21 protein-coding genes are annotated in these 24,136 nt (G+C 65.2%); 9 read left to right on the top strand and 12 right to left on the bottom strand.

Annotated elements, in window-relative coordinates; translation table 11 throughout:
- Nucleotides 1–158: 158 nt before the first annotated feature.
- From asnB to ACDH77_RS07135, 5 genes are all read right to left on the bottom strand, one after another.
- Nucleotides 159–2,099 carry an asparagine synthase (glutamine-hydrolyzing) gene (gene asnB / locus ACDH77_RS07155; protein ID WP_014089787.1) on the bottom strand — a complete coding sequence of 647 codons (1,941 nt, stop codon included), beginning with the start codon at nt 2,097–2,099 and terminating at the stop codon, nt 159–161.
- Nucleotides 2,100–2,289: 190 nt separating this feature from the next.
- Entirely contained in the window at nt 2,290–2,928 is a 639-nt protein-coding gene (locus ACDH77_RS07150) for a glutathione S-transferase family protein (RefSeq protein WP_218488394.1), read from the bottom strand.
- Nucleotides 2,929–3,054: 126 nt separating this feature from the next.
- Nucleotides 3,055–5,616 carry a DUF3857 domain-containing protein gene (locus ACDH77_RS07145; protein WP_031421900.1) on the bottom strand — a complete coding sequence of 854 codons (2,562 nt, stop codon included), beginning with the start codon at nt 5,614–5,616 and terminating at the stop codon, nt 3,055–3,057.
- Nucleotides 5,617–5,677: 61 nt separating this feature from the next.
- Nucleotides 5,678–6,853 carry an acyl-CoA dehydrogenase family protein gene (locus tag ACDH77_RS07140; protein ID WP_014089785.1) on the bottom strand — a complete coding sequence of 392 codons (1,176 nt, stop codon included), beginning with the start codon at nt 6,851–6,853 and terminating at the stop codon, nt 5,678–5,680.
- 143 nt (nt 6,854–6,996) lie between these two features.
- A complete protein-coding gene (locus ACDH77_RS07135) occupies nt 6,997–7,788 on the bottom strand; it encodes a glycine zipper 2TM domain-containing protein (RefSeq protein ID WP_011346932.1) in 792 nt (263 codons plus the stop codon).
- Nucleotides 7,789–7,933: 145 nt separating this feature from the next.
- On the opposite strand from ACDH77_RS07135, the gene ACDH77_RS07130 reads away from it, so the two are divergent.
- Both ACDH77_RS07130 and ACDH77_RS07125 read left to right on the top strand, forming a co-directional pair.
- Nucleotides 7,934–8,149: a DUF6116 family protein gene (locus ACDH77_RS07130; protein ID WP_011346931.1), complete on the top strand. Its 216-nt coding sequence runs from the start codon at nt 7,934–7,936 to the stop codon at nt 8,147–8,149.
- Nucleotides 8,149–8,916 (top strand): TatD family hydrolase, encoded by a 768-nt coding sequence (locus ACDH77_RS07125; protein WP_014089783.1) that lies wholly within the window; start codon nt 8,149–8,151, stop codon nt 8,914–8,916. Before ACDH77_RS07130 ends, ACDH77_RS07125 begins: the two co-directional genes overlap by 1 nt.
- Before the next feature lie 56 nt (nt 8,917–8,972).
- Here the strand turns inward: ACDH77_RS07125 and ACDH77_RS07120 are convergent, their stop codons facing one another.
- Nucleotides 8,973–9,803: a ThiF family adenylyltransferase gene (locus tag ACDH77_RS07120; protein ID WP_011346929.1), complete on the bottom strand. Its 831-nt coding sequence runs from the start codon at nt 9,801–9,803 to the stop codon at nt 8,973–8,975.
- A gap of 74 nt (nt 9,804–9,877) precedes the next feature.
- Here ACDH77_RS07120 and ACDH77_RS07115 point away from each other — a divergent pair, with 74 nt between their 5' ends.
- A complete protein-coding gene (locus ACDH77_RS07115; protein WP_011346928.1) occupies nt 9,878–10,306 on the top strand; it encodes a cytochrome c in 429 nt (142 codons plus the stop codon).
- Between the two features lie 132 nt (nt 10,307–10,438).
- On the top strand, nt 10,439–10,918 hold the full coding sequence (locus ACDH77_RS07110) for a glycine zipper 2TM domain-containing protein (RefSeq protein ID WP_007966687.1): 480 nt from the start codon (nt 10,439–10,441) through the stop codon (nt 10,916–10,918).
- A gap of 138 nt (nt 10,919–11,056) precedes the next feature.
- Here the strand turns inward: ACDH77_RS07110 and ACDH77_RS07105 are convergent, their stop codons facing one another.
- On the bottom strand, nt 11,057–11,272 hold the full coding sequence (locus tag ACDH77_RS07105; RefSeq protein WP_003483561.1) for a cold-shock protein: 216 nt from the start codon (nt 11,270–11,272) through the stop codon (nt 11,057–11,059).
- A 227-nt stretch (nt 11,273–11,499) separates the two neighbouring features.
- On the opposite strand from ACDH77_RS07105, the gene ACDH77_RS07100 reads away from it, so the two are divergent.
- Both ACDH77_RS07100 and ACDH77_RS07095 read left to right on the top strand, forming a co-directional pair.
- Nucleotides 11,500–11,985, top strand: coding sequence for a DUF456 domain-containing protein (locus ACDH77_RS07100; RefSeq protein ID WP_008577289.1), 486 nt, complete (start codon nt 11,500–11,502; stop codon nt 11,983–11,985).
- A 259-nt stretch (nt 11,986–12,244) separates the two neighbouring features.
- Nucleotides 12,245–13,378, top strand: coding sequence for a phospholipase A (locus ACDH77_RS07095; RefSeq protein WP_008577290.1), 1,134 nt, complete (start codon nt 12,245–12,247; stop codon nt 13,376–13,378).
- 381 nt (nt 13,379–13,759) lie between these two features.
- Here the strand turns inward: ACDH77_RS07095 and ACDH77_RS07090 are convergent, their stop codons facing one another.
- The 3 genes from ACDH77_RS07090 to ACDH77_RS07080 form a co-directional block, all read right to left on the bottom strand.
- Nucleotides 13,760–14,398: a carbonic anhydrase gene (locus tag ACDH77_RS07090; RefSeq protein WP_029819060.1), complete on the bottom strand. Its 639-nt coding sequence runs from the start codon at nt 14,396–14,398 to the stop codon at nt 13,760–13,762.
- A gap of 187 nt (nt 14,399–14,585) precedes the next feature.
- A complete protein-coding gene (locus ACDH77_RS07085; RefSeq protein WP_011346924.1) occupies nt 14,586–15,221 on the bottom strand; it encodes a glutathione S-transferase family protein in 636 nt (211 codons plus the stop codon).
- 241 nt (nt 15,222–15,462) lie between these two features.
- Nucleotides 15,463–16,980, bottom strand: a complete 1,518-nt coding sequence (locus ACDH77_RS07080) for a fumarate hydratase (RefSeq protein ID WP_031421890.1) — start codon at nt 16,978–16,980, stop codon at nt 15,463–15,465.
- A 298-nt stretch (nt 16,981–17,278) separates the two neighbouring features.
- On the opposite strand from ACDH77_RS07080, the gene ACDH77_RS07075 reads away from it, so the two are divergent.
- Both ACDH77_RS07075 and ACDH77_RS07070 read left to right on the top strand, forming a co-directional pair.
- Nucleotides 17,279–19,159, top strand: a complete 1,881-nt coding sequence (locus ACDH77_RS07075; RefSeq protein WP_008571412.1) for an ABC transporter ATP-binding protein — start codon at nt 17,279–17,281, stop codon at nt 19,157–19,159.
- A gap of 198 nt (nt 19,160–19,357) precedes the next feature.
- Nucleotides 19,358–20,137: a ferredoxin--NADP reductase gene (locus ACDH77_RS07070; RefSeq protein ID WP_008571411.1), complete on the top strand. Its 780-nt coding sequence runs from the start codon at nt 19,358–19,360 to the stop codon at nt 20,135–20,137.
- A 148-nt stretch (nt 20,138–20,285) separates the two neighbouring features.
- Here ACDH77_RS07070 and ACDH77_RS07065 read toward each other — a convergent pair whose 3' ends face one another.
- Nucleotides 20,286–20,771 (bottom strand): glutathione peroxidase, encoded by a 486-nt coding sequence (locus ACDH77_RS07065; protein ID WP_008571409.1) that lies wholly within the window; start codon nt 20,769–20,771, stop codon nt 20,286–20,288.
- A gap of 373 nt (nt 20,772–21,144) precedes the next feature.
- On the opposite strand from ACDH77_RS07065, the gene ACDH77_RS07060 reads away from it, so the two are divergent.
- Nucleotides 21,145–23,343, top strand: coding sequence for a M3 family metallopeptidase (locus tag ACDH77_RS07060; RefSeq protein WP_206516325.1), 2,199 nt, complete (start codon nt 21,145–21,147; stop codon nt 23,341–23,343).
- 240 nt (nt 23,344–23,583) lie between these two features.
- On the opposite strand, the gene ACDH77_RS07055 is transcribed toward ACDH77_RS07060, so the two are convergent.
- Complete coding sequence (locus tag ACDH77_RS07055; RefSeq protein ID WP_008571407.1) at nt 23,584–24,084, bottom strand: MarR family winged helix-turn-helix transcriptional regulator; 501 nt, start codon at nt 24,082–24,084, stop codon at nt 23,584–23,586.
- Nucleotides 24,085–24,136: the final 52 nt, after the last annotated feature.

Raw genomic sequence — 24,136 nt, 5'->3', positions numbered from 1 at the left:
GTGGAAACAGGGCCCCACCCTACCCAGCCGGATGCTCAGGGCCGGTGAAACGCCGCCGGCGTCTGTAGCGCAAGCGGCGGTGCGTGCACGCGAGCGCGGCACCGTCCAGAGGGGATTTCGCCCACGCCGGCCCGTGTGCAGACCACAACCTACAGGTGTCAGCGCACCACGGCCGCACGCTGTTCGCGCCAGTGTGCCTGCCATGCCTGGAACATCAGCACCGTCCATAGATGCGTATGCCATTTGCGCTCGCCACCGTTGAAGTCGCGCCACAGGCGGGCCACGCTGTCGGCGGCGAACACGCCTTCGCGCTGCAGGGCGCCGTGCGCCAGCAGATCGTCCGCCCAGCCGTGCAGGTCGCCACGCAGCCATGCGCTGACCGGGGCGCCGAAGCCGCGCTTGCCGCGGTACACCATTGCGTCCGGCAGGTAGCGGCACAGCACGCGCTTGAGCAGATACTTGCTCACTCCATCGCGATATTTCAGCGACAGCGGCAGCGACCACGCGAATTCGGCCACGCGCCAGTCCAGCAGCGGCGCGCGCGCTTCCAGCCCCACCGCCATGGTGGTGCGGTCCACCTTGCACAGCAGATCGTCCGGCAGGTAGGCGGCAAAATCGGCCAGCATCATCGCATCGGCCGGGGTGCCGGACCCATGCAGCGGGTCGGCCAGGCTGTAGAAACTGTCGGGCTCGGTGGCACCGAGCACCACCGCGGCCGGATCGCGCCAGCGCGAAATGCGGTTGCGGTAGATGTCGCCGATGCCACGTGCACCGGCCTCGGCCACCAGCGCGGCCAGGCCGCCAGTGCGCGAAGATTCGCCATTGCGACGCGCTGCCACCGCCATCAGGCGACGCAGCGGGCCCGGCACCAGGCCATGCATGCGCCAATTGCGCAGTGCGCGCTGATACCGTCCATAGCCGAAGAACAATTCGTCGCCACCATCGCCTGACAGCGCCACCGTGACCCCGCCGCGCGCCAGCCGTGCGACCAACGCCGTCGGCACTTGCGAGGCATCGGCGAAGGGTTCGTCGAACATGTCCGGCAGGCCCGGCACCACTGCCAGCGCATCGGCGCCGCTGACATACAGTTCGGTGTGGTCGGTGCGCAGATGCGTGGCCACTTCGCGCGCCAGCGGCGCTTCGTCGTGATGCGAGCCTTCGAAGCCGATGCTGAAGGTGTGCACCGGCTGCGCGCTTTGTGCCTGCATCATCGCAGTGATGATGGACGAGTCGGTGCCGCCGGAGAGAAACACGCCTACCGGCACATCGGCCACCATGCGCAAGGCCACCGCATCGCGCAGCACGCTATCCAACTGCTCTTCGGCCTGCGCGTCGGTACCGGTGAACGGCGTCGCCAGCGCGCGCTGCATCGCCTCGCGGGCGTTCCAGAACGGTTGCTGCGCCTGATCGGGACGATGCGCGGCCGCGCCGGCTGCAACGGCTTGTGCATCCATGCGCAGCACGCGGCCGGGCATCAGCTTGAAGGTATGCTCGTGGATGCAGGCCGGCGCCGGGATATAGCCCAGCCGCAGCAGCAGCGTGAGCGCATCGCGATCCACGCCGTTGTCGAAATCCGGATGCTGCCACAAGGCCTTGAGTTCGGAACCGAACACCAAGGTGTCGCCGGCCCACCCGTAGTACAGCGGCTTCTTGCCGACGCGGTCGCGGGCCAGGAACAGGCAGTTGTCGCGCTCGTCCCACAACGCAATGGCGAACATGCCGTTGCAGCGGGTCAACGTCTCGTCCAGGCCCCACTCCACCACGGCCGCCAGCAGCACTTCGGTATCGGAGTGGCCGCGGAAGCGATGCCCAAGCGCGGACAGCGCTGCGCGCAACTGCGCGAAGTTATAGACCTCGCCGTTGTAGGCCAGCACGTAGCGGCCGTCTGCCGAGCGCATCGGCTGATGGCCGAGCGGCGACAGGTCCAGAATGCTCAAGCGCTGATGCGCCAGCGCTACGCCGGCCTGTGCATCGCACCAGGTGCCGGCATCGTCGGGGCCGCGGTGGCGCAAGGCGGCCCCCATCGGCCGCACCAGCGCATCGAGCTGTTCGCCATGCAGGCGCGGCGAGGCCAGCAACATTCCTGCCAATCCGCACATCGTCAGCGCTCCTGCCGGCCGGCCACGGGTAAACGGGCGGCGCAGGCACGCGTGACGCCTTGGATCCGCGCAAGCAGGCGCACGGCGAATGGCGATGACGATGGCGATGGCGATGCAAGAGAGCAGAGACAAGCGTCTGCCCGGCACGCAGCGGTATGGCCATCAGCCACGTGCAGATCGCGCAGACAGCTCATGCCGCCACCGATGCAGCTGCCGGCATCGGCACGAAACGCGGTAAGCCCTGCACGCGTTGTATCCACGCACCAATCGCGGGCAAGCGCTCCAGATCGAAACCGCCGTCTTCGGCGCAATGGGTGTAGGCAAACAGTGCGATATCGGCGATGCCGTAGTCGCTGCCGGTGAACCAGGTGTGCTGCTGCAGATGCTGCTCCATCACCGCCAGCGCCTGCTCGCCCCGCGCGCGCAGCTGCGGCAAATCGGCGCGGCGTGCGGCATCGCGCGGCGTCCACAGGCTGATGAACCGCGCCACTGCCACATATGGCTCATGGCTGTATTGCTCGAAGAACATCCAGCTCAATGCCTGCGCGCGCTGCCACGCATCGGTGGGCAGATACGGCGTGCCTTCGGCCAGCCAGAACAGGATCGCGTTGGATTCGGTCAACACGCGGCCATCGTCGCGCTCGACCATCGGCACCTTGCCGTTGGGGTTCTTGGCCAGATATTCGGGCGTGCGGGTCTGCCCGGCCACGCTGTCCACCTCGACCCAGTGATAGCGGCTGCCCAACTGTTCCAGCAGCAGGCGCACCTTGTAGCAATTGCCGGAACTGGACATGCCATGGACGGTCAACGGGGGACGCACGCTCGACATCTGGCTGGCTCCGCGGCAGCAACGAGGGGGCTGGCAGTGTCACAGCCCCGCGTGCCTTTGCAAAGCCCTGCACGCAGCAGCGGCGCACCGATGCCAGGGTTGCGTGCACTGCCGCGCCGACCTGCGTCAGGCCAAGGCCACCACCGCCACCGGCACACTCAACACCGCGATCAGGATGCCCAGTGCCGCCACCGTCAGCGCCCAGGCGCCGAACGCACGCGTGCGCGCACAGCCGGCAGCGGCGGCAACGGCCTGCACCGAGCAGACCGACCACCACAGCGCCCCCAGCATCAGCAGCAAGATGCATGTCGCCAGTTGCGCCATGCCGGCCGGATCGGTCGCGCCGGTGCGCAGCAATGCAACCTGGCCCTTGAGCGCGACCACGGCCGCCAGCAGGCATACCAGCCACGGCAAGGCGCAGCCGGCCATCGCCGGCAACACCTGCCCAAGCTGGGCGCCGCTGCCCATCCACCGCAGGATCTGCGTGAGCAGCACGCATCCCAGCAAGGCGATTGCAACCACGACAATGACCCCACCGGCCTTGGCCCATAGCGGCAGCGCGTGCAGCCACACCCACGCCGACAGCAGCGTGGTCGCCGCAAACACCGCCCAGGCGCTCCAGCGCAACCGAGCATGCTGCGGCATCCGGGCCACGGTGGCATGTGGATCGAACATGATTCCGCCCAGGCCACCGCCGCGCCACCAGAAAAAGCACGCCACCAGCAACGACACCAGGGCCACCAAGCCGGCCAGCGGGTAGCCGAGCGCACGCCAGTCGGGAGGCTGCGTGCGCCGCTGCGGCCGGAGATCGTGATTGAAGTACAGCAGGTCGCGCGCGCGTTCCATGTCGGCAGCCGCGCGCGCCACGCCATTGGCCGGAATACGGTCGGTGAAGCGCTGCCACTCGCCCACGATGACCAGCTTTCCCTCGCGCATCGCGATGCTGCGCGAAAAGCGGAACCACGGATTGGCGACCACTTGGGTATCTGCCTCCACCTGGGTCGCCGGGTCGCTGTGCACGCGCACGGTCTGCCGCGCCAGCCGCGGTCCGCGCAGTGCCAGCGGGCTCTTGCGCGGCTCTTTCGGTAACGCATCCATCCATTCGCCAAGCTGGAACAACGGGAAACCCAGCTCATCGCCCTCCTTCGCTGGCCACTCCAGCCGGTAGGCTTCGTGCGTGCGCACATTCAGCGGGTCGGCAGCGTCGATGCTTGGCACGCTCACCTGAGTCAGCGCGGTGTAGTACTGCTGCATGAATTCCAGATAGTGCTCGCCCACCGTCTGCGCACCATCGTCGTCGAAGCTGCTGGCGACACGCTCGCCGCGGCCCTGGCGATAGATGGTGTCCACCGTGAAGCTTGCCCAGCGCTGCGGCTTGCGCAGCGAAATGGAGATTTCTTCGTTCACTTCGATCTGCGGCAACGCAGGCATCGGCGCAGGCACTTCAACCAACGTGTCCTGCCCTGCAATCACGGGCAATCCGCGCACGAACGGCAGTGGCCGCCGCTGGGCCAACGGGCCCTCTTCGCGATCGCGCGTGGCATCCACCCACACCTCGCCCTGCGGCAGATGCGCCCGCACCACCACATGATCGAAGGCGTACGGACTGGGCAACCGCTTCTCCAGCCCATGCCCCTTGTCGCTGTTGACCAGCACCGGCTCGGCGCGGATGCCGGCCAGCTGCAAGAGTGCGATCAGCAGCGTCGCCTTGTCCTTGCAGTCGCCGTAGCGGTTGCGCAGCGTTACTTCGGGCGCGTGCGGGGCGTGCGAGTTTTCGCCCATGTCCAGGCCGACGTAACGGATCTCGCCCTGCACGAACGCCACGGCGCGCAACAACGCGCCCTGCGGGTCGTCGCTGCGCAACCCCAGGCTCTGCGCCATCTTGGCGGCCACCTGCGTCTGGTTGAATGCACGCGGATACAGCTGCGCCGCCCAGGCCGCCACCGCACCCCAACTGCCGGCGGTGGACACTTCGATCACGCCATACGGGTCCACATCGTCGGGCGCGTCTTTTTCTTCCTGCACCGCCGCGATATTGCTGGCCCCGATATCCAGTTGCGTCACCCCATCGAGCGTGCGCACGTTCCGGCCAAACCCCGGCGCGCTGATGCGCCACTGCAGCGGCATGTCGGCCCGATAGCGCACACGTACCCGGCGCTCGCCCAGCGGCACGCCGTAGCGCGCTTCGAACACGTCGTAATAGCCCTTGCCGAACACCGGATTGCTGCCACTGATGGTCACGCCATAGTCAACGCGATCGCCCACGCGCAGATCCGGCAAGGTGATCGACAGCGTCAGCGCACCATCGATCAGGCCGTTCTCCAGCCCGCTTTCGCGCCGCAATCTGGCGTAGTGCGCCTGCGTGCGCATATCGATGCGCTTGCCGGCGCGCCAGACCTCCAGGCTGTTGAGTTCCAGCTGCTGGTACTGCGGCTGGTAGTCGATGGAAATCTGCCCGGCTTCCTCCAGGCTCTTGGCCCGTTGCACGGTGTAGCTGAGCCGGCGGTAAGCCTGCGGCACGCGGCCGGTCAGATCGACCTGGTCGGACACCAGTTCATAGCGCAGCCCGGCAGCGCCAGGCACGTTACCGGGAACGGCATCTGCCACCACCCAGCCCGGCGTCGGCGCCATGCGCGGCGCCTCGTTGGCCCATGCCGGCACGATCCCGGCGCCGGCCAACAACCACATCGTGCAGAAGACGCCGCACAGGCGTCGCATCACATCCCTGCTGATCAAGCCCCACTCCTCGTCAAAACGCATTGAGTCCTGTCAGCGCACGGCCCACCACCAGCTGATGCACGGTTTCGGTGCCTTCGTAGGTGATCACCGATTCCAGGTTCAGCGCATGCCGGATCGCCACATGCTCGGTGGTGATGCCGGCCGCGCCCAGCAGGTCGCGGCATTCGCGCGCCACATCCAGCGCCATGCGGCAATTATTCCATTTTGCCAGCGAGATCTGCTCCGGCTGCAGCGTCCCGGCGTCCTTCAAGCGCCCGAGCTGCAAGGCGAGCAGCTGGGCGGTGGAAATCCGCCGCGCCATGTCGGCCAGTTTGATCTGCGCGCTTTGCGTGGCGGCCAGCGGCCGGCCGAACAGGATGCGCTCGCCGGCATAGGCCAGCGCCTCGCGCAGGCAGGCCACCGCCGCCCCGATCGCCCCCCAGGCAATGCCGTAGCGTGCCTGGTTGAGGCAACTCAGTGGCGCCTTCAAACCGGCCGCCCGCGGCAACCGCATCTGCTCGGGCACGAACACATTGTCCAGGAACAGGCCCGAGGTGACCGACGCACGCAGGCTCATCTTGTGGCTGATGTCGTGCGCGCTGAAACCGGCGCTGTCGGTTTCGACCAGAAAGCCGCGCACGCCATCGTCGGTATGCGCCCAGATGATTGCCAGCCCCGCGATGCTGCCGTTGGTGATCCACAGCTTGGCGCCATTCAAGCGCCAGCCATCGCCCTCGCGCACCGCGCGGGTGGTCATCGCAGCCGGGTCCGACCCGCCCTGCGCCTCACTGAGGCCGAAACAACCGATGACCCGGCCGGCGGCCATTTCCGGCAGCCAGCGCTGCCGCTGTTCGTCGCTGCCGTAGGCGTGGATGGGGTACATGCACAACGACGATTGCACGCTGACGAAGCTGCGCAGGCCGCTGTCGCCGCGCTCCAGTTCCTGGCAGATCAGTCCGTAGCACACCGCGCCCAGGCCCGCACCGCCGTCGCGCGGCGGCAGGCTGGCGCCCAGCAACCCCAGTTCCGCCAGTTCCGGGATCCACTCGCGCGGAAAGCGTCCGGCATCGAAGGCATCGCCGATGGCCGGCACCACCCGCGTATCGGTAAAGCGCGCGACAGCGTCCTGCACCGCCCGCTCTTCGTCGGTGAGCAGCGCGCGTACATCGAACAGGTCATCGGGGCGCACCGGCATGTTGGCTTCCATCGCAAGCTGAAAGCTCGATTATCTGCCAGTTGCCGGCCGAACATGGCAGTGCACCCGTGCGGCAATGGCGCAAACGAAAAGAGCCGGCATTGCCGGCTCTTTTCTCACTGCTGCGCTGACTGCGCGGCGCGGCGGCTTACACGTTACTGCCGGGTGCTCAAACCGTCCTGGCGCACGTTGGAATCGCCCGCCGTCGATGCCATCTGGGTCACCAGTTGGCCATCGACCACCGGCAGCCGGTCGCTGGTGGGCTTGTCGTTCATGCGCACGGTCTTTTCAAACCCGTCGTAGCGGTAGGTGACGTCATAGGCCACCACGTTGTCGGCGTCGCCCAGCGAGATGCGTTCGCCCGGCTTGCTGTCCATGCGCATGGTGCCGGTGGTGCCGTCGGCATTGCGATAGGTCACGTCGTAGCCCACCACGCGCGAGGACTGCGAGTTGGCATTTTCGGTATGGCATTGACGCTCGGTGCGATCGACGACCCGGCCACCGACGTGGTTGCGGTCGATGCGGTTACCGATGAAGCCGCCACCCACCGCGCCTGCGGCGGTCGCCAGCTTGCGGCCGTTGCCGCCACCGACCTGATTGCCGATCAGGCCGCCGATGACCGCACCGGCCACGGTGCCGCCGACGTTACCGTCGCGCTCGGGCAGACGCTCCTGCACCACGACATCGCGGCACACCTCACGTGGCGAGGTACTGGTGGTGGTTTCGCGAATGGCGTTGCTATTGATCACCTGCGCGTACTGCGGCTCGCGCTGGGTGATGGGGGCGACCTTGACCACATCTGCATATTCCAGGCCGCGCGGCGCCGGCTGGCCGTTGGCGACAAAATCGCCGGACGATGGGCGGTTATTCATGAAGGCGGCAGTGGCGACGCCTCCGACCAGCAAGGCACCAGCAGCGACCAGTATAGTTGTCGTATTGCTCTTCATTACCAGCTCCCTGCGGACGCACCGCGTTGTTGACGGCCGTGATTCCAGCATGGGAACCCTGAACGAAAAGGCGCTCGCTCATGAACACGACGGTTAAGTTCAGCTAGCGGTTACTTCATGCATCTCTAACAGCCGGAGCATTCGCATGCGAAATCCCTTGACCGCACGCGCGCTGGACTGGGCCAGCACGCTGCGCTATCCCACCTTGTTCAAGTTGGCTGCGGCGCTGTTTCTGATCGACGTGGTGATGCCGGACCCGATCCCGTTCCTGGACGAAGTGCTGTTCGGCCTGACCACGCTGCTGCTGGCCAACTGGAAAACCCGCAAGGCGCCGATGCCGGCACCGGCGCGCCGCGACTGATGCAGTTGATCGACAGCCATTGCCATCTGGATGCAGGCGAGTTCGACCACGATCGCGCGGCGGTGATCGCGCGCGCGCGCGCCGCGGGCGTCATGCAGCAAGTGGTACCGGCGATCACTGCTGCCAGCTGGCCGGGCCTGCGTGCGGTCTGCGATCAGGCGCCTGGTCTCTACCCCGCTTATGGCCTGCACCCACTGTTTCTGGACCAGCACCGCCCCGAACACCTGGAGCTGCTGGCCGAGTGGATCGAACGCGAGCGGCCCTGCGCGATCGGCGAATGCGGCCTGGACTTTTTCGTCGACGGATTGGATGCGCAGGCGCAGCGCGCCTATTTCGATGCTCAGCTGCAGTTGGCCAAGCGCTTCGACCTGCCGCTGATCGTGCATGCCCGCCGCGCCACCGAAGAAGTCATCGCCCGCATCAAGGCGATAGGTGGCCTGCGCGGCGTGGTGCACAGCTTTGCCGGCAGCCCCGAGCAGGCGCAGCAGTTGTGGAAACTGGATTTCATGATCGGCCTGGGCGGCCCGGTGACCTACCCGCGTGCCAATCGCTTGCGAAGGCTGGTCGCCAGCATGCCGCTGCAGCACCTGCTGCTGGAAACCGACGCGCCGGATCAGCCCGACGCCGGCAACCGCGGCCAACGCAACGAGCCGGCGTATCTGCGCACGGTATTGGACTGCATCGCCCAGCTCCGCGCGCAAGACCCTGCGCACATTGCCGCGCTCACGTCGGCCAACGCACGCAACCTGTTCGGCCTACGGCGCTGAGCGCAGCGTGCGCATCAGCGCGAGCGCCCGGTCAGCACGACAGCGCGCAGGCAACATCACGACGCCGCAACCGCCTCGGCTGCCGGCGCCGCGGCCTTGGGCTTGGGCTTGAGCAACATCTCCAGCGCCTTGCCCACTGCCACGAATGCAAAGGTGCCGGTGATATGCGTGGCCGCGCCCAGCCCTGCCCCGCAATCCAGCTTGAGCGTGGCATCGGCATCGAGCTGCGGACGGATGCCGCAAACGCTGCCATCGGCCTGCGGGTATTTGACGTTTTCCAGCGAATACACCGCGGGCACGCCAAAGTAGCGCTGCGGGTTCTTGGGAAAATTGAATTCGCTGCGCAGCTTCTTGCGGATCAGCGCCAGCATCGCATCGTGCTCGGTGCGCGAGACATCGCGCACGCGCACCAGCGTTGGGTCGGTGCGCCCGCCCGCCGCGCCCACGGTCAGCAGCGGCAACTTGCGCCGACGGCACCAGGCGATGGTTTCCACCTTGACCCGAAAGCTGTCGCAGGCATCGATCACCAGGTCGAATTCCTCACCCAGCAAGGTCTCGATATTGCCCGAGGTCAGGAAAGCCTCGACCGCGTCGGCTTCGATGTCCGGGTTGATCGCCACGCAGCGTTCGGCCATCGCGCGGGCCTTGCTGCGACCGTACTGACCAGCCAGCGCCGGCAACTGCCGGTTGGTGTTGGACACGCACACGTCATCGGCATCGATCAGGCGAATGTGCCCCACCCCGGTGCGTGCCAGCGCCTCGACCACCCACGAGCCCACCCCACCCATGCCGACCACCGCCACGCGGCACGCCGACAGGCGCTCGACGGTGCCGACCCCATACAGCCGGTCGATACCGGCAAAGCGTTCACGCCATTGTGCTTTCATCGGCCTATTTTACGCGCCCCGTCCAGGGCGCGCCCACGCTGCCGCAACGAACGTTGCGTCCCAGGAGCCACCTTATGCACGCCCCGCCTCCCACCCAATCCCGCGCGGCCCGCTACGCCTTCATGCTGGTGCTGGGCCTGCTGATCGGCCTGGTCGCCACGGTCATGGTGGCCAACGCACTACAGGCGCGACGCGACCCGGTGCCCGACAGCCTGATGCAGATCATGGCCTACCAATTACGCGCATTGCGACCGGGCGAAGGCGTCGCCTGCGCGCCGGCGCAGCAACAGCGACGGCTGCAATCGTTGCGCCTGCTGGCAGACGAAGTCGAGCCGGCCTTCCCTGCAATTGGCGAGGACCGCCGCTTCGGCGAGCACGCACAGGCATTGCGTGCCGCGCTGGATCAGGCCCAGGGCGTAACGCTGACCGATTGCAGTCAGCTGGGCCAACTCCACACCCGCATCTCCGATGCCTGCGAGGCCTGCCATCGCGACTTTCGCTGAGGTTGGATGAATACGACGCTCGGGTTTCGTTAAGCCTGCAGTGCCGCAGTTGGCAGGCCGTTCACCTGGACCATCACAGGATGGCGTCGCCGCGGCCCCGGCCGCCTTTTCGAACCACCCCGGAGAGATCTCATGAAAACCCGACTGCTCGTCATTGGCCTGGCTGCAACCGCGACCCTGGTTGGCTGCGCCACCTCACAGCCCCAGTACGGCAGCTATCGCGGCGACCGCGGTTATGACCAGGGCTACTCGCAGACGCAGCGTTGCGTGGATTGCGGCATCGTGACCCGGATCGACGAAGTCGGCCCGACCCGTACCGCGCCGACCGGCACTGGCGCCGTGCTGGGCGGCATCGTGGGCGCGGTGGCCGGCCGCCAGATTTCCAAGGAAACCGGCGGCAGCACGGGCAACAAGAATGTTTCGGCCGTCGCCGGTGCCGCTGCCGGCGCGCTGGCAGGTAACGCCATCCAGAACAATGTCACCAGTTCCAGCTTCGACGTGCAGGTGCGCATGGACGACGGCCGCGTGATCGTGGTCAACCAGCGCGACCTGGCTGGCGTGCGCGAGAACGCGTACGTGCGCGTGGTCAACGGCAAGGTCGTGTTGCGCTGATCCATCGGCTCGGCGGCGCAGACGCAGCGCCAATGCGTCGCCAGTTGGCAAGGGCCGCGGACAACACGGTTGCAGACAACAAAAAGGCCCGGTGACGGGCCTTTTTGTTGCGTGGCCGATGCGCTCCGGGCAACCGGCTCAGACCACCTGCACTGCATCGGCCTGCAAGCCCTTCTGGCCTTGCACGACCGTGAAGCTGACCTTCTGACCTTCCTTGAGACTCTTGAAGCCCTGGATCTGGATCGCGCGGAAATGCACGAAGACGTCTTCGCCATTTTCGCGGCTGATGAATCCAAAGCCCTTGGCATCGTTGAACCACTTCACGACACCATTTTCGCGTTCGATGTTGGACATCTCGACTGACTCCCTACGACACTGTGATGGACTAGCGGTGGTGGCTGTGATTGCAAGGAGGAAGCGAGGTACAAGGATGTAGCGGATCAGGCGATCTACCGCATCAGGCCACGATTCACGGTGACCTTTGCAAACAGCAGCGGCTGCAACTTAACCCGCACAAAATGAATTTTCAAGCACCTCTTGCGCCTTTTTGTCAAGCCTGAATTAGGACCTGCGTAACCCTCATGGACACTGCCGTCGTTTACTACGTCTTGGCCACAGCGCTGGTGCTGATCGGCCTGGCTGGGGTCATCCTGCCGGCCCTGCCGGGCCTGCCCCTTGTGTTCGCCGGCCTGCTGGTCGCCGCCTGGGCCGACCATTTCACCCACATCGGCTGGGTGACGCTGGTCGTGCTGGGGTTGATCACCGCGCTGTCGTACCTGGTGGACTTCCTGGCCACGCTGTACGGGGCGCAGCGGGTAGGTGCCAGCAAGCTGGCGTTATGGGGTTCGGTCATCGGGGGCATTGCAGGCATTTTCTTCATGCCGATCGGGCTGTTCGTCGGTCCGTTCGCTGGCGCCTGGCTTGGCGAGTATTACCAGACACGCAAGTCCGGCCAGGCCACCAAGGTCGGTCTCGGGACCTGGGTCGGCATCATGCTTGGCACCGCCACCAAACTGGCGCTTGGCCTGTGCATGCTGGGCGTGTTCGCCATCGGCTGGTTTTTCTAGGGCTCTGGAACGGCTCCACGGCGGTGCACGCGCTCCTAGTCCAGGACGCGCGTAACAGCCACATGCGCTCACTCCACTGACGCGTGGCGGCCACGCTCCATGCGCATGCCCGCTCTACGGCAACACGTCGCAGGCACAGACTGAGCGACCGGATTCGATCGAATGTTATCTCGCCGTGTACACACGGCGTATGCAGACGCGACCGTTAAGCTGCGCATCTCTGCGCCTGCCTGGCGCCTTTCCCTCGGCCAGACTGCCCATGTCCAAGCACCACACCCGCCCCCTGATGCTGATCGCACTGGCCGCCGCGCCATTGGCCCATGCGCAGGAAATCGCACCGCAGCCGGCCTCGCCGCAAGCCTGCACCTCGGTGACGTCCGATGCCGCTCGCCTGGCCTGCTACGACAAGGCACTGGGCTACACGCCGCAGCAAACCGCGGAGGCAGATGCCGCCGCGCAATTGGCCAAGCAGAAGGAGGCCAGGCCCGACGATACGCGCACCATCAGCCGGGTCGGCGATTTCTTCCGCGCCGACGGCCAGGACCAGCCGAAAGAAGAAGCCGTGGCCAATGCCGGCCGTGGCTCCTTGCTGGACCGCCGCTGGGAGCTGGCCAAGGATTCCAAGCTGGGCACCTTCCAGCTGCGCGGCTACAAGCCGGTATACCTGTTGCCGGCATTCTGGACCAGCGACACCAACCGCACCCCGCAGTCGCCCAATCCGGCCAACTCGGTCAACACGCCGCAACAGCTGGACAGCACCGAGCTCAAGTTCCAGCTCAGCTTCAAGACCAAGGTGGTGGAAGACCTGTTCGGCGACAACGGCGATATCTGGATGGGCTACACCCAGAGCTCGCGCTGGCAGGCCTACAACGCCGATGCGTCGCGCCCGTTCCGCGAGACCAATTACGAGCCCGAAGCGATGCTGGTCTTTCGCAACAACTACAGCATCTTCGGCTGGAAGGGCCGCATGAGCGGCATCAGCCTCAATCACATGTCCAACGGGCGCGCCGACCCGCTGTCGCGCTCGTGGAATCGGGTGATCCTGAACTTCGGGCTGGATCGGGAGAACTGGGCGCTGACACTGCGCCCGTGGTTCCGCATCAAGGAAGACCGCGCCGACGACAACAATCCTGATATCGAGGATTACATGGGCCGCGGCGATGCGACGCTGGTGTACAACAAGGATGGTCACGAATTCGCGCTGATCGCACGCCATTCGCTGCGTGGCGGCGACCGCTCGCACGGTTCGGTACAGCTGGACTACGGCTTCCCCATCACCAACCTGTTGCGCGGCCATGTGCAGGTATTCGATGGCTACGGCGAAAGCATGATCGACTACAACCACAAGGCAACCTATATCGGTGTGGGCGTGTCATTGCTGGAGTGGTTCTAAGCGCAGCTCACAAAACTACTGCATTCACCGCCAGCCGCATTCGGCCGGTGCGCGGAATGGCATGTACGACTCGTACACTGCCATTCCTGTGCGCCATCCTCGTGGCTGGCGACTCCACTACGTTTTGTGAGCCGCTGTCGGCGCGGCGACTAGTTGCGGCAACTCATGACCGGCGCTGATGTCAGCTGAATTCGCGTACGTCGCGGTCCCGTCGCATCATGCGCCGGAGTTAATCGACACGCCGCACCGAGTCAATCCAATCAAAAAGCCGGCATGCGTGCATGCCGGCTTTCATGTTCTTTCAAACCCTGTTTGCAAGACGCTTGGGACTCCCCACAGCTGCGGCAACACCGCTATTGCCGCGGCTTTCTTGCAATCGCCTCAGACGTCGAAAAAGTCCACCTTGCCGTCCTGCAAGGTGTAGTACGCACCGACCACGCGCACGTTGCCGGCACGCAATGGTTCGAGCAACGCAGGCTCCGATGCCGCGCGCAAGCGGTCGACGGTACGTTTGACGTTGGCCTTGACCGAGTCGGCCAGCAGGTCGGTACCGCCCTTGGCCTTGGCGGTCAGCACCGCCGGAACGATCGGCTCGATCATCGAGCCGATTGCGCCCGGGAAGAACGTGTTGTTCTCCACGACCGACACTGCCGCCGCCACCGCACCGCAGCTTTCGTGGCCCATCACCACCACCAGCGGCACGCCGAGCTGGCTGACCGCATATTCGATCGAACCGAGCGCGGTGGTGTCGACAGTATTGCCGGCGTTGCGGACGATAAACATTTCGCCCAGGCCGCGGCCGAACAGCAACTCCGGCGGCACGCGCGAATCCGAGCACGACACCAGGATGACGAACGGGGTCTGGCCCAGCGCAAGCTCCAGGCGGCGCTTGCTGTCGGAGATCACTTTCTTGGGGCGGTTTTCGACGAACGCGTTGTTGCCGTCACGCAGAATCTGCAGCGCCTGCTCGGCATTCAAATCGGTTTTCTTGGACGGCGCCGCGCGCAAGGCGAACGGCAGGGATGCGGCAGCGGCCGCGATCGGCGCGCAACAGGCGCACTGAAGCAATTTTCGACGCGATGCGGAATGCGACATGGACGAGCCCCCTGCTCTGTGGTTGGTGACGCGATCGTACTATGTGGCGGACGCGACCAAACGGGCCGGATGGAGCGTCTGCGATCAAAAGACGCAGTCCGCGGGCGCAGGTTCAGGTCCAGTCCGTCAGGCCCTCCCGGCGATAGGTTTCCTGGAACGCTGGGCGCGCCTTCATCCGCATTGCATGCGCCCGCAGCGCAGGCCAGGTATCGGTCGGCCGCGGCATGTTGCGCGACCAGCGCATCAGCATGGTCAGCATGAAGTCGGCCGCAGACACGGTTTTGCCGAGCAGATATGGGCCGTGGGCCTGCAGATGCGCATCGACCTGGGTCCAGGCCGCTTCGAGCTTGCGGCGGGCGTGCATCTGCGCCGCCTCGGCCTGCCCGGCCCCGGCCGGCTCGCTCGGGTAGAACCAGGCGCGGTACGCCGGCTGCAGGGTGTTGGCGCAGAAGAACATCCACTTGTAGTACGCCGCACGCTCCGGCGTGCCGACTGCCGGGGCCAGCCCGGCCTGCGGATGCAGATCGGCCAGCTGCAGCACGATGGCTGCGGCTTCCGTGAGCACTTGACCATCGAGCACCAGCGTGGGCACCACGCCGGCGGGGTTGAGCGCCAGATACTGCGGCGATTTGTGCTCGCCGCGTTCGAAATCCAGCGGGTGCAGTGCGTGCGGAATATCCAGTTCGATCAGCAGCCAATGCACCACCAACGCTGCGGTGCTGGGGGAGTGGTACAGCGTGGCGACCATGCGGGCTCCGGGATCCGTAGGAACAGGCGCGCGAGGCGGGCAAAGCCTGCGCGGCTCACGGCGATTGTGGTTGTTTTTACCGGGCTGTCGAAGACCTGTGTGGTGCAATCACCGCTGCGCCGGCGCGCGCACCGACATCACGACGCCCTCCACACGATGCCGCATGCGCGCATCGTCCCTGCAGCTCACCGGCACCGGCCACATCCGCGCAACGGCGGTGCAGCCGGCTCGATCGCCGCCGTTACTCCACCACCACCGGAATCTTGCCGATGCGCGACTGCCATTGCCGCGGGCCGGTCTTGTGCACCGACTCGCCGCTGGAATCCACCGCGACCGTCACTGGCATGTCCTTGACCTCGAATTCGTAGATCGCCTCCATGCCGAGGTCCTCGAACGCCAGCACGCGGGCGGCCTTGATCGCCTTGGACACCAGATACGCAGAACCACCGACCGCCATCAGGTAGACGGCCTTGTTGTCGCGGATCGCCTCGATCGCCGCATCGCCACGCTCGGACTTGCCGACCATGCCGAGCAGGCCGGTCTGCTCCAGCATCTGCCTGGTGAATTTGTCCATGCGCGTGGCGGTGGTCGGGCCAGCCGGGCCGACGACTTCGTCGCGCACCGGATCGACCGGGCCGACGTAGTAGATGAAGCGATTGGTGAAATCCACCGGCAGGGTTTCGCCGCGGTTGAGCATGTCGATCATGCGCTTGTGCGCGGCATCGCGGCCGGTCAGCAGCTTGCCGTTGAGCAGGATCGTCTCGCCCGGCTTGAAGCTGGCCACTTCCTCGCGGGTGATGGTGTCCAGGTTCACCCGGCGCGCATTGGTCGGGTTGTAGGTGAGCTTGGGCCAGTCTTCCAGCGACGGCGGATCCAGCATCACCGGGCCGCTGCCATCCAGGGTGAAATGCGCATGGCGGGTGGCGGCGCAGTTGGGGATCAGCGCCACCGGCAGGTTGGCGGCATGGGTCGGATAATCCTTGACCTTGATGTCCAGCACGGTGGTCAGGCCACCCAGGCCTTGCGCGCCGATGCCCAGCGCATTGACCTTCTCGTACAGCTCAAGCCGCAGCTCTTCGGCACGGTTGGAGGCGCCGCGCGCCTGCAGGTCGACGATGTCGATCGGTTCCATCAACGCTTCCTTGGCCAGCAGCATCGCCTTTTCGGCGGTGCCACCGATACCGATACCGAGCATGCCCGGCGGGCACCAGCCGGCGCCCATGGTCGGCACGGTCTTGAGCACCCAATCGACGATGGAATCGGACGGATTGAGCATGGCGAACTTGCTCTTGGCCTCCGAACCGCCGCCCTTGGCCGCGACGATCACTTCCACATGGTGGCCGGGCACGATCTTGGTGTTGACCACTGCCGGCGTGTTGTCGCGGGTGTTGGTGCGTTTGCCGGCCGGATCGGCCAGCACGCTGGCGCGCAGCTTGTTGTCGGGATGGTTGTAGGCACGGCGCACGCCTTCGTTGACCATGTCTTCCACACCCATGGTGGCGTCGTCCCAGCGCACGTGCATGCCGATTTCCAGGAACACGGTGACGATGCCGGTGTCCTGGCAGATCGGGCGGTGGCCCTCGGCGCACATGCGCGAATTGATCAGGATCTGCGCAATGGCGTCCTTGGCGGCCGGCGATTCTTCGCGCTCGTAGGCGGCGGACAAATTCTTGATGTAGTCGACCGGGTGGTAGTAGCTGATGTACTGCAGCGCATCGGCGACGGACTGGATGAGGTCTTCCTGCTTGATCGAGGTCACGGCTGGCTCTACGGCTGGCGGGGGTGCAATCCGGGCATTTTAGAGCAAACCGCAGGCGCGTCCGGCGGCGGCGTCTATCGCTACGATTGACTGATGCGGTCTTTGGCCGGTCGTCGTCGGCGCAGCGCTGCGGCCGTGCTGCGGTGATGGCAAGCGACGAGTCCACGGACCGTTGCCGGCGCACCGGCTGGCGGTGAGCCCTGTGCGCCAAGGCGAGCCCGCGCCTGCGCGCGGGCCCTGGCCTTTCCTGCCGCCAGCCAACACCCCGCGCCCACGCCGGGCGCGGCACACTAGCGCGATGTCAGCTTCCCGTTCCGGCGCCACTGCGCCTGCCGCTCCCCGTACCGGCCCTACCCTGCGCGAGCGCCTGGATGCGCTGCGCAATCTACCGCCGTTCCTGCAGCAGATCTGGCAGACCAGCCGCTGGCTGAGTGCCAGCAGCATCGGCTTGCGCGTGCTGCGCGCGCTGATGCCGGTGGCGACGCTGTACATCGGCAAATTGATCATCGACGAGGCGATCCACCTGGTCGGCCAGCCGTCGGCATTCGACTCGTTTGCGCAGGCCCTGGGCAGCGGCCGCCTGAACCGGCTACTGGAACTGCTGGCGCTGGAACTGGCGTTGGCGATCGGCTCGGACCTGCTCGGCCGGCTGGTCGGCTATGCCGATGCGCTGCTGTCGGAGTTGTTCAACAACGCTGCCAGCGTGCGTCTGATGGAACATGCCGCGCAGCTGGATCTGGAGGATTTCGAAGACCCGGACCGGCAGGACAAGCTGGATCGCGCGCGACGCCAGACCATGAACCGCATGAACCTGATGAGCCAGCTGTTCGGCCAGGTGCAGGACGCCATTACCGTGATCAGCCTGGCGGTGGGCCTGGTGGTCTATGCACCCTGGTTGATCGTGCTGCTGGCGGTCGCGTTGATTCCGGCCTTCATCGGCGAGGCGCATTTCAATGCGCTCGGCTATTCGCTCAACTTCCAGTGGACGCCGGAACGGCGCCAGCTCGATTACCTGCGCCAGGTCGGCGCCAGCGTGGAGACGGCCAAGGAAGTCAAGATCCTCAACCTGCACCGCTTCCTGATCGCGCGCTACCGCCGGCTGGCCGACAAGTTCTTCCAGGCCAACCGTGCGCTGGCACGCAAGCGCGCAATGTGGGGAGCGCTGCTGGCCGCGCTCGGCACATTGGGCTACTACATGGCCTACGGCTACATCGCCTGGCGCACGGTGCGCGGCGACTTCAGCATCGGCGACCTGACCTTCCTGGCCGGCAGTTTCCTGCGCCTGCGGCAATTGCTGGAAGGCTTGCTGATCGGCTTTTCGCAGGTCGCAGGCCAGGCGCTGTATCTGGACGATCTGTATTCGTTTTTCAACATCGTGCCGGAAATCCGCTCGCGCCCGAACGCACTGCCGGTGCCACGCCCGATCCGCCAGGGCTTCGTGTTCGAAGACGTCGGCTTCCGCTACCCGGACGCGGAACAGTGGACGGTGCGGCACCTGGATTTCGAACTGCGCGCCGGTGAAGTGCTGGCGCTGGTCGGCGAAAACGGCGCCGGCAAGACCACCCTGGTCAAGCTGCTGGCCCGGCTCTACGACCCCGACGAAGGCCGCATCCTGCTCGATGGCCACGACCTGCGCGACTACGACCTGGACGACCTGCGCGCCAACCTCGGCGTGATCTTCCAGGACTTCGTGCGCTATCACCTGAGCGTTGGCGAAAACATCGGCGTGGGCCAGGTGGACGCGATGGACGACACACCACGCATCCGCGCCGCCGCGCAACGCGCGATGGCCGGCGAGCTGATCGACAGCCTGCCCGACGGTTACAACCAGCTGATCGGGCGGCGTTTCAAGAACAGCGTGGATCTGTCCGGCGGGCAATGGCAGAAGATCGCCATCGCCCGCGCCTACATGCGCGATGCGCAGCTAATGATCCTGGACGAACCCACCGCCGCGCTGGATGCGCGCAGCGAATTCGAGGTGTTCCAGCGCTTCAAGGAGCTGTCGGACAACCGCACCGCCGTGCTGATCTCGCACCGCTTCTCCAGCGTGCGCATGGCCGACCGCATTCTGGTGCTGGCTGCTGGCCGCATCGAGGCCAACGGCACCCACGAAGAGCTGATGGCGCAGGGCGGCCGGTATGCGGAATTGTTCGAATTGCAGGCGGCGGGGTATCGGTGAGGCAGGGATTCGGGATTGGGGATTGGTAAAAGCTGCCGGCTCATCCGCGAGCCCGGCGCGCTCAGGATCCAGGATCTGCTCTTGCGAATTGCGAATCCCCAATCCCGACTCCCGAATCCCCGCACCCAAATGAGAGTTCATCTCATTTGGCCAGCTTGAGGTAGAATTGGTGCGTACTCCTCCCACGACACGACCGGTATGTCTTCCGCTTTTGGCGCCGAAACGGTGCTTGAGGTCCGTCATTGGACCGATGCCTACTTCAGCTTCACCACGACCCGTGATGCCGGCTTCCGTTTCGAAAACGGGCAGTTCGTGATGATCGGGCTGGAAACCGAAACGCGTCCGTTGCTGCGTGCGTATTCGATCGCCAGTGCCAATTGGGAAGAACATCTGGAGTTCTTCAGCATCAAGGTGCCGGACGGCCCGCTGACCTCGCGGCTGCAGCACATCCAGCCCGGCGACAAGGTGCTGGTCGGCAAGAAGCCCACCGGCACGCTGCTGATCAGCGACCTGCACCCCGGGCGCAACCTGTATCTGCTGGGCACCGGTACTGGTCTGGCGCCGTGGCTGTCGATCATCAAGGACCCGGAAACCTACGAGCGTTTCGACAAGGTGATCCTCACCCAGGGCGTGCGGTTCGTGCAGGATCTGGCCTATCGCGATTACTTCGAACGCGAATTGCCGCAGCATGAATTCCTCGGCGACCTGCTGCGCGAGAAATTGCTGTACTACCCGGCGGTCACGCGCGAAGCCTTCGCCAACCAAGGCCGTTTGACCGAGCTGATGGCCGATGGGCGCATGCAGCAGACACTCGGGTTGCCGACACTGGATCCGGCCAACGACCGCTTCATGATCTGCGGCAGCCCGCAGATGCTGGCCGACCTGCGCACCCTGCTCGATAGCCGCGGTTTCCAGACCTCGCCGCGCATCGGCACGCCGGGGCATTACGTGTTTGAGCGTGCATTCGTCGAAAAGTGATGCGACGCGTGCAAGACCCGCGCGGCGCGGCGTTTCATCTGAAGAACCCGAGATCGTAGGAGCGCCCCCGGGCGCGACCAGGCGTTACCGGGAAAGCTTCGTCGCGCGCGGGTGCGCTCCTACGGTTCCACTCCCATGCCCTGCCGGATCATGCGCCCAGCGCGCGCTCGATGTCGGCGGCCAACGCTTCCGGCTTGGTGGTGGGCGCATAACGTTCCAGTACGCGGCCGTCGCGGCCGACCAGGAACTTGGTGAAGTTCCACTTGATCGCTTCGGATCCGAGCACACCGCGTTGTTCGTGCTTGAGCCATTGCCACAGCGGATGCGCGCCGTTGCCGTTGACCTCGATTTTTGCTGCCAGCGGAAAATCCACCGCATAGTCGAGCGAGCAGAACTGGCGGATCTGCGCCGCATCGCCCGGCTCCTGATGGCCGAACTGATCACACGGAAAGCCGATCACCACCAGCCCACGTTCGCGATAACGCTGCCACAGCGCCTGCAGCCCCGCGTATTGCGGCGTAAACCCGCACTTGGAGGCAACATTGACCACCAGCAGGACGTTGCCGGCGTAATCGCGCATCGACTGGGTGCGACCTTCCAGGTCGGTGAAGGCGAAGGTGGAGATGTCGCTCATGGTTGCCCTGCAGTGTGCGAGACGGGCAGCGTACCGTAGCCGCCTGCACGACGGCCATGCGGCGGGGAAAGATTGCGAAGGGCAGTCGTGCGGCAGATCGCCTGCCGCGCGACACGCCGGGATCGTCAAGCAGACGCCCCGGCAGCTCGCCGAGGTCGCCCGAAGACCGCTAGCTCGTACTGCCACAAAGTGCGACGGGCACACTGTCGGCGGCGGTACAGGCCCAGCTTGCATCGACTCGCGCGATTGCAGGGCGAGCAACGGTTGTGCCCGCCTGATCGCGTCGCCTTGGCTTGGCAGCCATGCCTTTTGTCACACGCCTGTCCCGACGGGCTGGGTTAGCCTCGGCGGTTCGCACTTTGGAGCAACTCTCTTGACCACCCGTCTCGCTTTTGCCCTGGCCGCCTCCCTGGGACTTGCCATGCCGTCCTACAGCATCGCCGCCCCCGCTGCCACGCAGGCCGCCACCCAAGCCAATCCCTTTTTTGCCGACAGCACGCTGCCGCTGCATTACCCGCAGTTCGACAAAATTAAGGACAGCGATTTCGCACCTGCCTTCGATGCCGGCATGGCCGAACAGTTGAAGGAAGTGGAAAAAATCGCCAACCAGAAAGCCAAGCCCAGCTTCGACAACACCATCATCGCGCTGGAAAAGAGCGGCGCCACGCTCGACCGCGCCACCACGGTGTTCTTCAATCTGGTGGGCGCAGACACCAACGACGCACGCAAGAAGTTGCAGGCCGACTATTCGGCGAAGTTCGCAGCGCACCGCGATGCGATTTCGCTCAACGGCAAGCTGTTCGCACGCATCCAGACCTTGTACGACCAACGCGCCACGCTGGGGCTGGATGCGCAAGGCGTGCGCCTGGTCGAGAAGTACTACAGCGACTTCGTGCGCGACGGCGCCAAGCTCTCCGACGCCGACAAGACCACGCTCAAGGCCATGAATGCCGAGCTGGCCAACCTGGGCACCACCTTCAGCCAGAACGTGCTGGCCGAAGTGAATGCTGCCGCTGTGGTCGTGGACGACGTCAAGCAGCTGGACGGTTTGTCGCAGGAGCAGATTGCCGCCGCCGCCGAAGCGGCCAAGGCGCGCAAGCTCGATGGCAAGTACGTCATCGCCTTGCTCAACACCACCGGCCAGCCGCCGCTGACCCAGCTGAAGAATCGCGAGCTGCGCAAGAGGATCTACGACGCCTCGGTGTCGCGCGGCAGCCACGGCGGCCAGTACGACAACACCGCGCTGGTGTCGCGCATCATGAAGCTGCGCGCCGACAAGGCCAAGCTGCTGGGCTTCCCCACCTATGCCGCCTACTCGCTGGAAAACCAGACCGCCAAGACGCCCGAAGCGGTCAACGCGATGCTGGGCAAACTGGCGCCGGCCGCGGTGGCCAATGCCAAGCGCGAAGCCGCCGATCTGCAGGCCATGATCGACAAGGAACAAAAGGCCGCGCGCAAGCCGACGTTCAAGCTGGAAGCCTGGGATTGGGCCTACTACAGCGAGAAGGTGCGCCAGGCCAAGTACAATTTCGACGAATCCCAGCTCAAGCCGTACTTCGAACTGAAGAACGTGCTGGAAAACGGCGTGTTCTATGCGGCCACTCAGGAATATGGCCTGACTTTCAAACAGCGCACCGACCTGCCGACCTACCGCGACGACATCACCGTCTACGACGTGTTCGACGCGGACGGCAAGCAGCTGGCGATCTTCATTGCCGACATGTATGCGCGCGAATCCAAGCGCGGTGGCGCATGGATGAACTCCTATGTGTCGCAGTCGGAGCTGACCGGCTTCAAGCCGGTGGTGGCCAATCACCTCAACATTCCCAAGCCGCCGGCCGGCCAGCCGACGCTGCTGACCTGGGATGAAGTGACCACCATGTTCCATGAGTTCGGGCATGCGCTGCACGGCATGTTCTCCGACGTCAAATACCCGTATTTCTCCGGCACCAGCGTGCCGCGCGACTTCGTCGAGTTCCCCTCGCAGGTCAACGAAATGTGGGCCGACGAACCATCCATCCTGAAGAACTACGCCAAGCATTACCAGAACGGCACCCCGATGCCGCAGGCATTGCTGGACAAGGTGATTGCCGCATCCAAGTTCAACCAGGGCTTTGCCACCACCGAATACCTGGGTGCGGCGATGCTGGATCAGAACTGGCACCAGGTCAGCGCCAGCCAGGTACCGGACGCCGCCGGCGTGATGGCATTCGAAGCCAAGGCGCTGCAGCAAGACGGCATTGCCTACGCGCCGGTGCCGCCGCGCTACAAGACCCCGTATTTCAGCCACATCATGGGCGGTTACGCGGCAGGCTACTACGCCTACATCTGGTCGGAAGTGCTGGACGCCAACACCCAGCAGTGGTTCAAGCAGCACGGTGGCCTGAGCCGCGCCAATGGCGATCGTTTCCGCAAGACCCTGCTTTCGCGCGGCGGTAGCGTGGATGCGATGGAGCTGTTCCAGAACTTTGCCGGGCATGCGCCGCAGATCGAGCCGCTGCTCGAAAAGCGCGGTCTCAGCGCGCAAGGCGGCGATGGTGCCACTCCGGAATCGCCGCAGTCCAAGCCGTAGATCCGGCTGCACGATCCGCGCGCGGTCATCGGGCCGCGTGCTTGGCAACAGGATCGGCATGTCCCCTGCGGGCATGCCGATCTCGCACACCAGACGCGACATCCAGCTGCTCGCGATGGTATCGGCAAGTGCTTGTTTGAGGACCGATGAGCTGACACGCCGCCCTGAGCGATCAGGGCGGCCTTTTGCTGGCTGCGTTTGCAACGCCTTATCGCACGCGCAACGCGCAACGCGCAGTGCTTAGAGTTCCACCGCGTCCACGCCATCCAGGAGCTTTTTCAGCAGCTTCTCCAGACGCAGCTGCTCGGCCTCGCTCATGCTGGCGGTCTCTGCATGCAACAGCGTGCAGGCATCGGGCAACAGGCTTTCGATCAAGGCCGAGCCTGCGGGCTGCAGCGTCAGTACGATCTTGCGCCGATCCTCGGGGCTGCTGGTGCGCGAGATCAGGCCTTTCTCGCACAGTTGATCGGTCAGCCGGGTGATGTTGGCCGGCTTTTCGCTGGCGGCTTCGGCTACCTCGGTCGGAGTGATCGATTGCTCCGGTGTGCCATAGAGCATCATCAAGATCTCGTATTCCGGCGGACTGAGGCCATAAGGCTTGAGTCGCACGCACCCGAGCGTATGCAGGCGCTTGTAGAGATGCTTGATCAGTCTCACCAATATTGCCGGCTCCCGCGGGAACGCCGGATAACGCACGCAGGTGTGGTCCACGCGACTTGCGGTTGGATCGAAACTACTCATATCACCCGTTGGAGTACGTTGCTGAATGGCCGGGCCATTCAATCACATCATG

The sequence above is a fragment of the Xanthomonas axonopodis pv. maculifoliigardeniae genome, from assembly GCF_041519315.1.
GTDB classification, from domain to species: Bacteria; Pseudomonadota; Gammaproteobacteria; order Xanthomonadales; family Xanthomonadaceae; genus Xanthomonas; species Xanthomonas euvesicatoria.
Note: the sequence above shows the minus strand (reverse complement) of the source record. Positions and strands in the feature narration are given on the sequence as shown.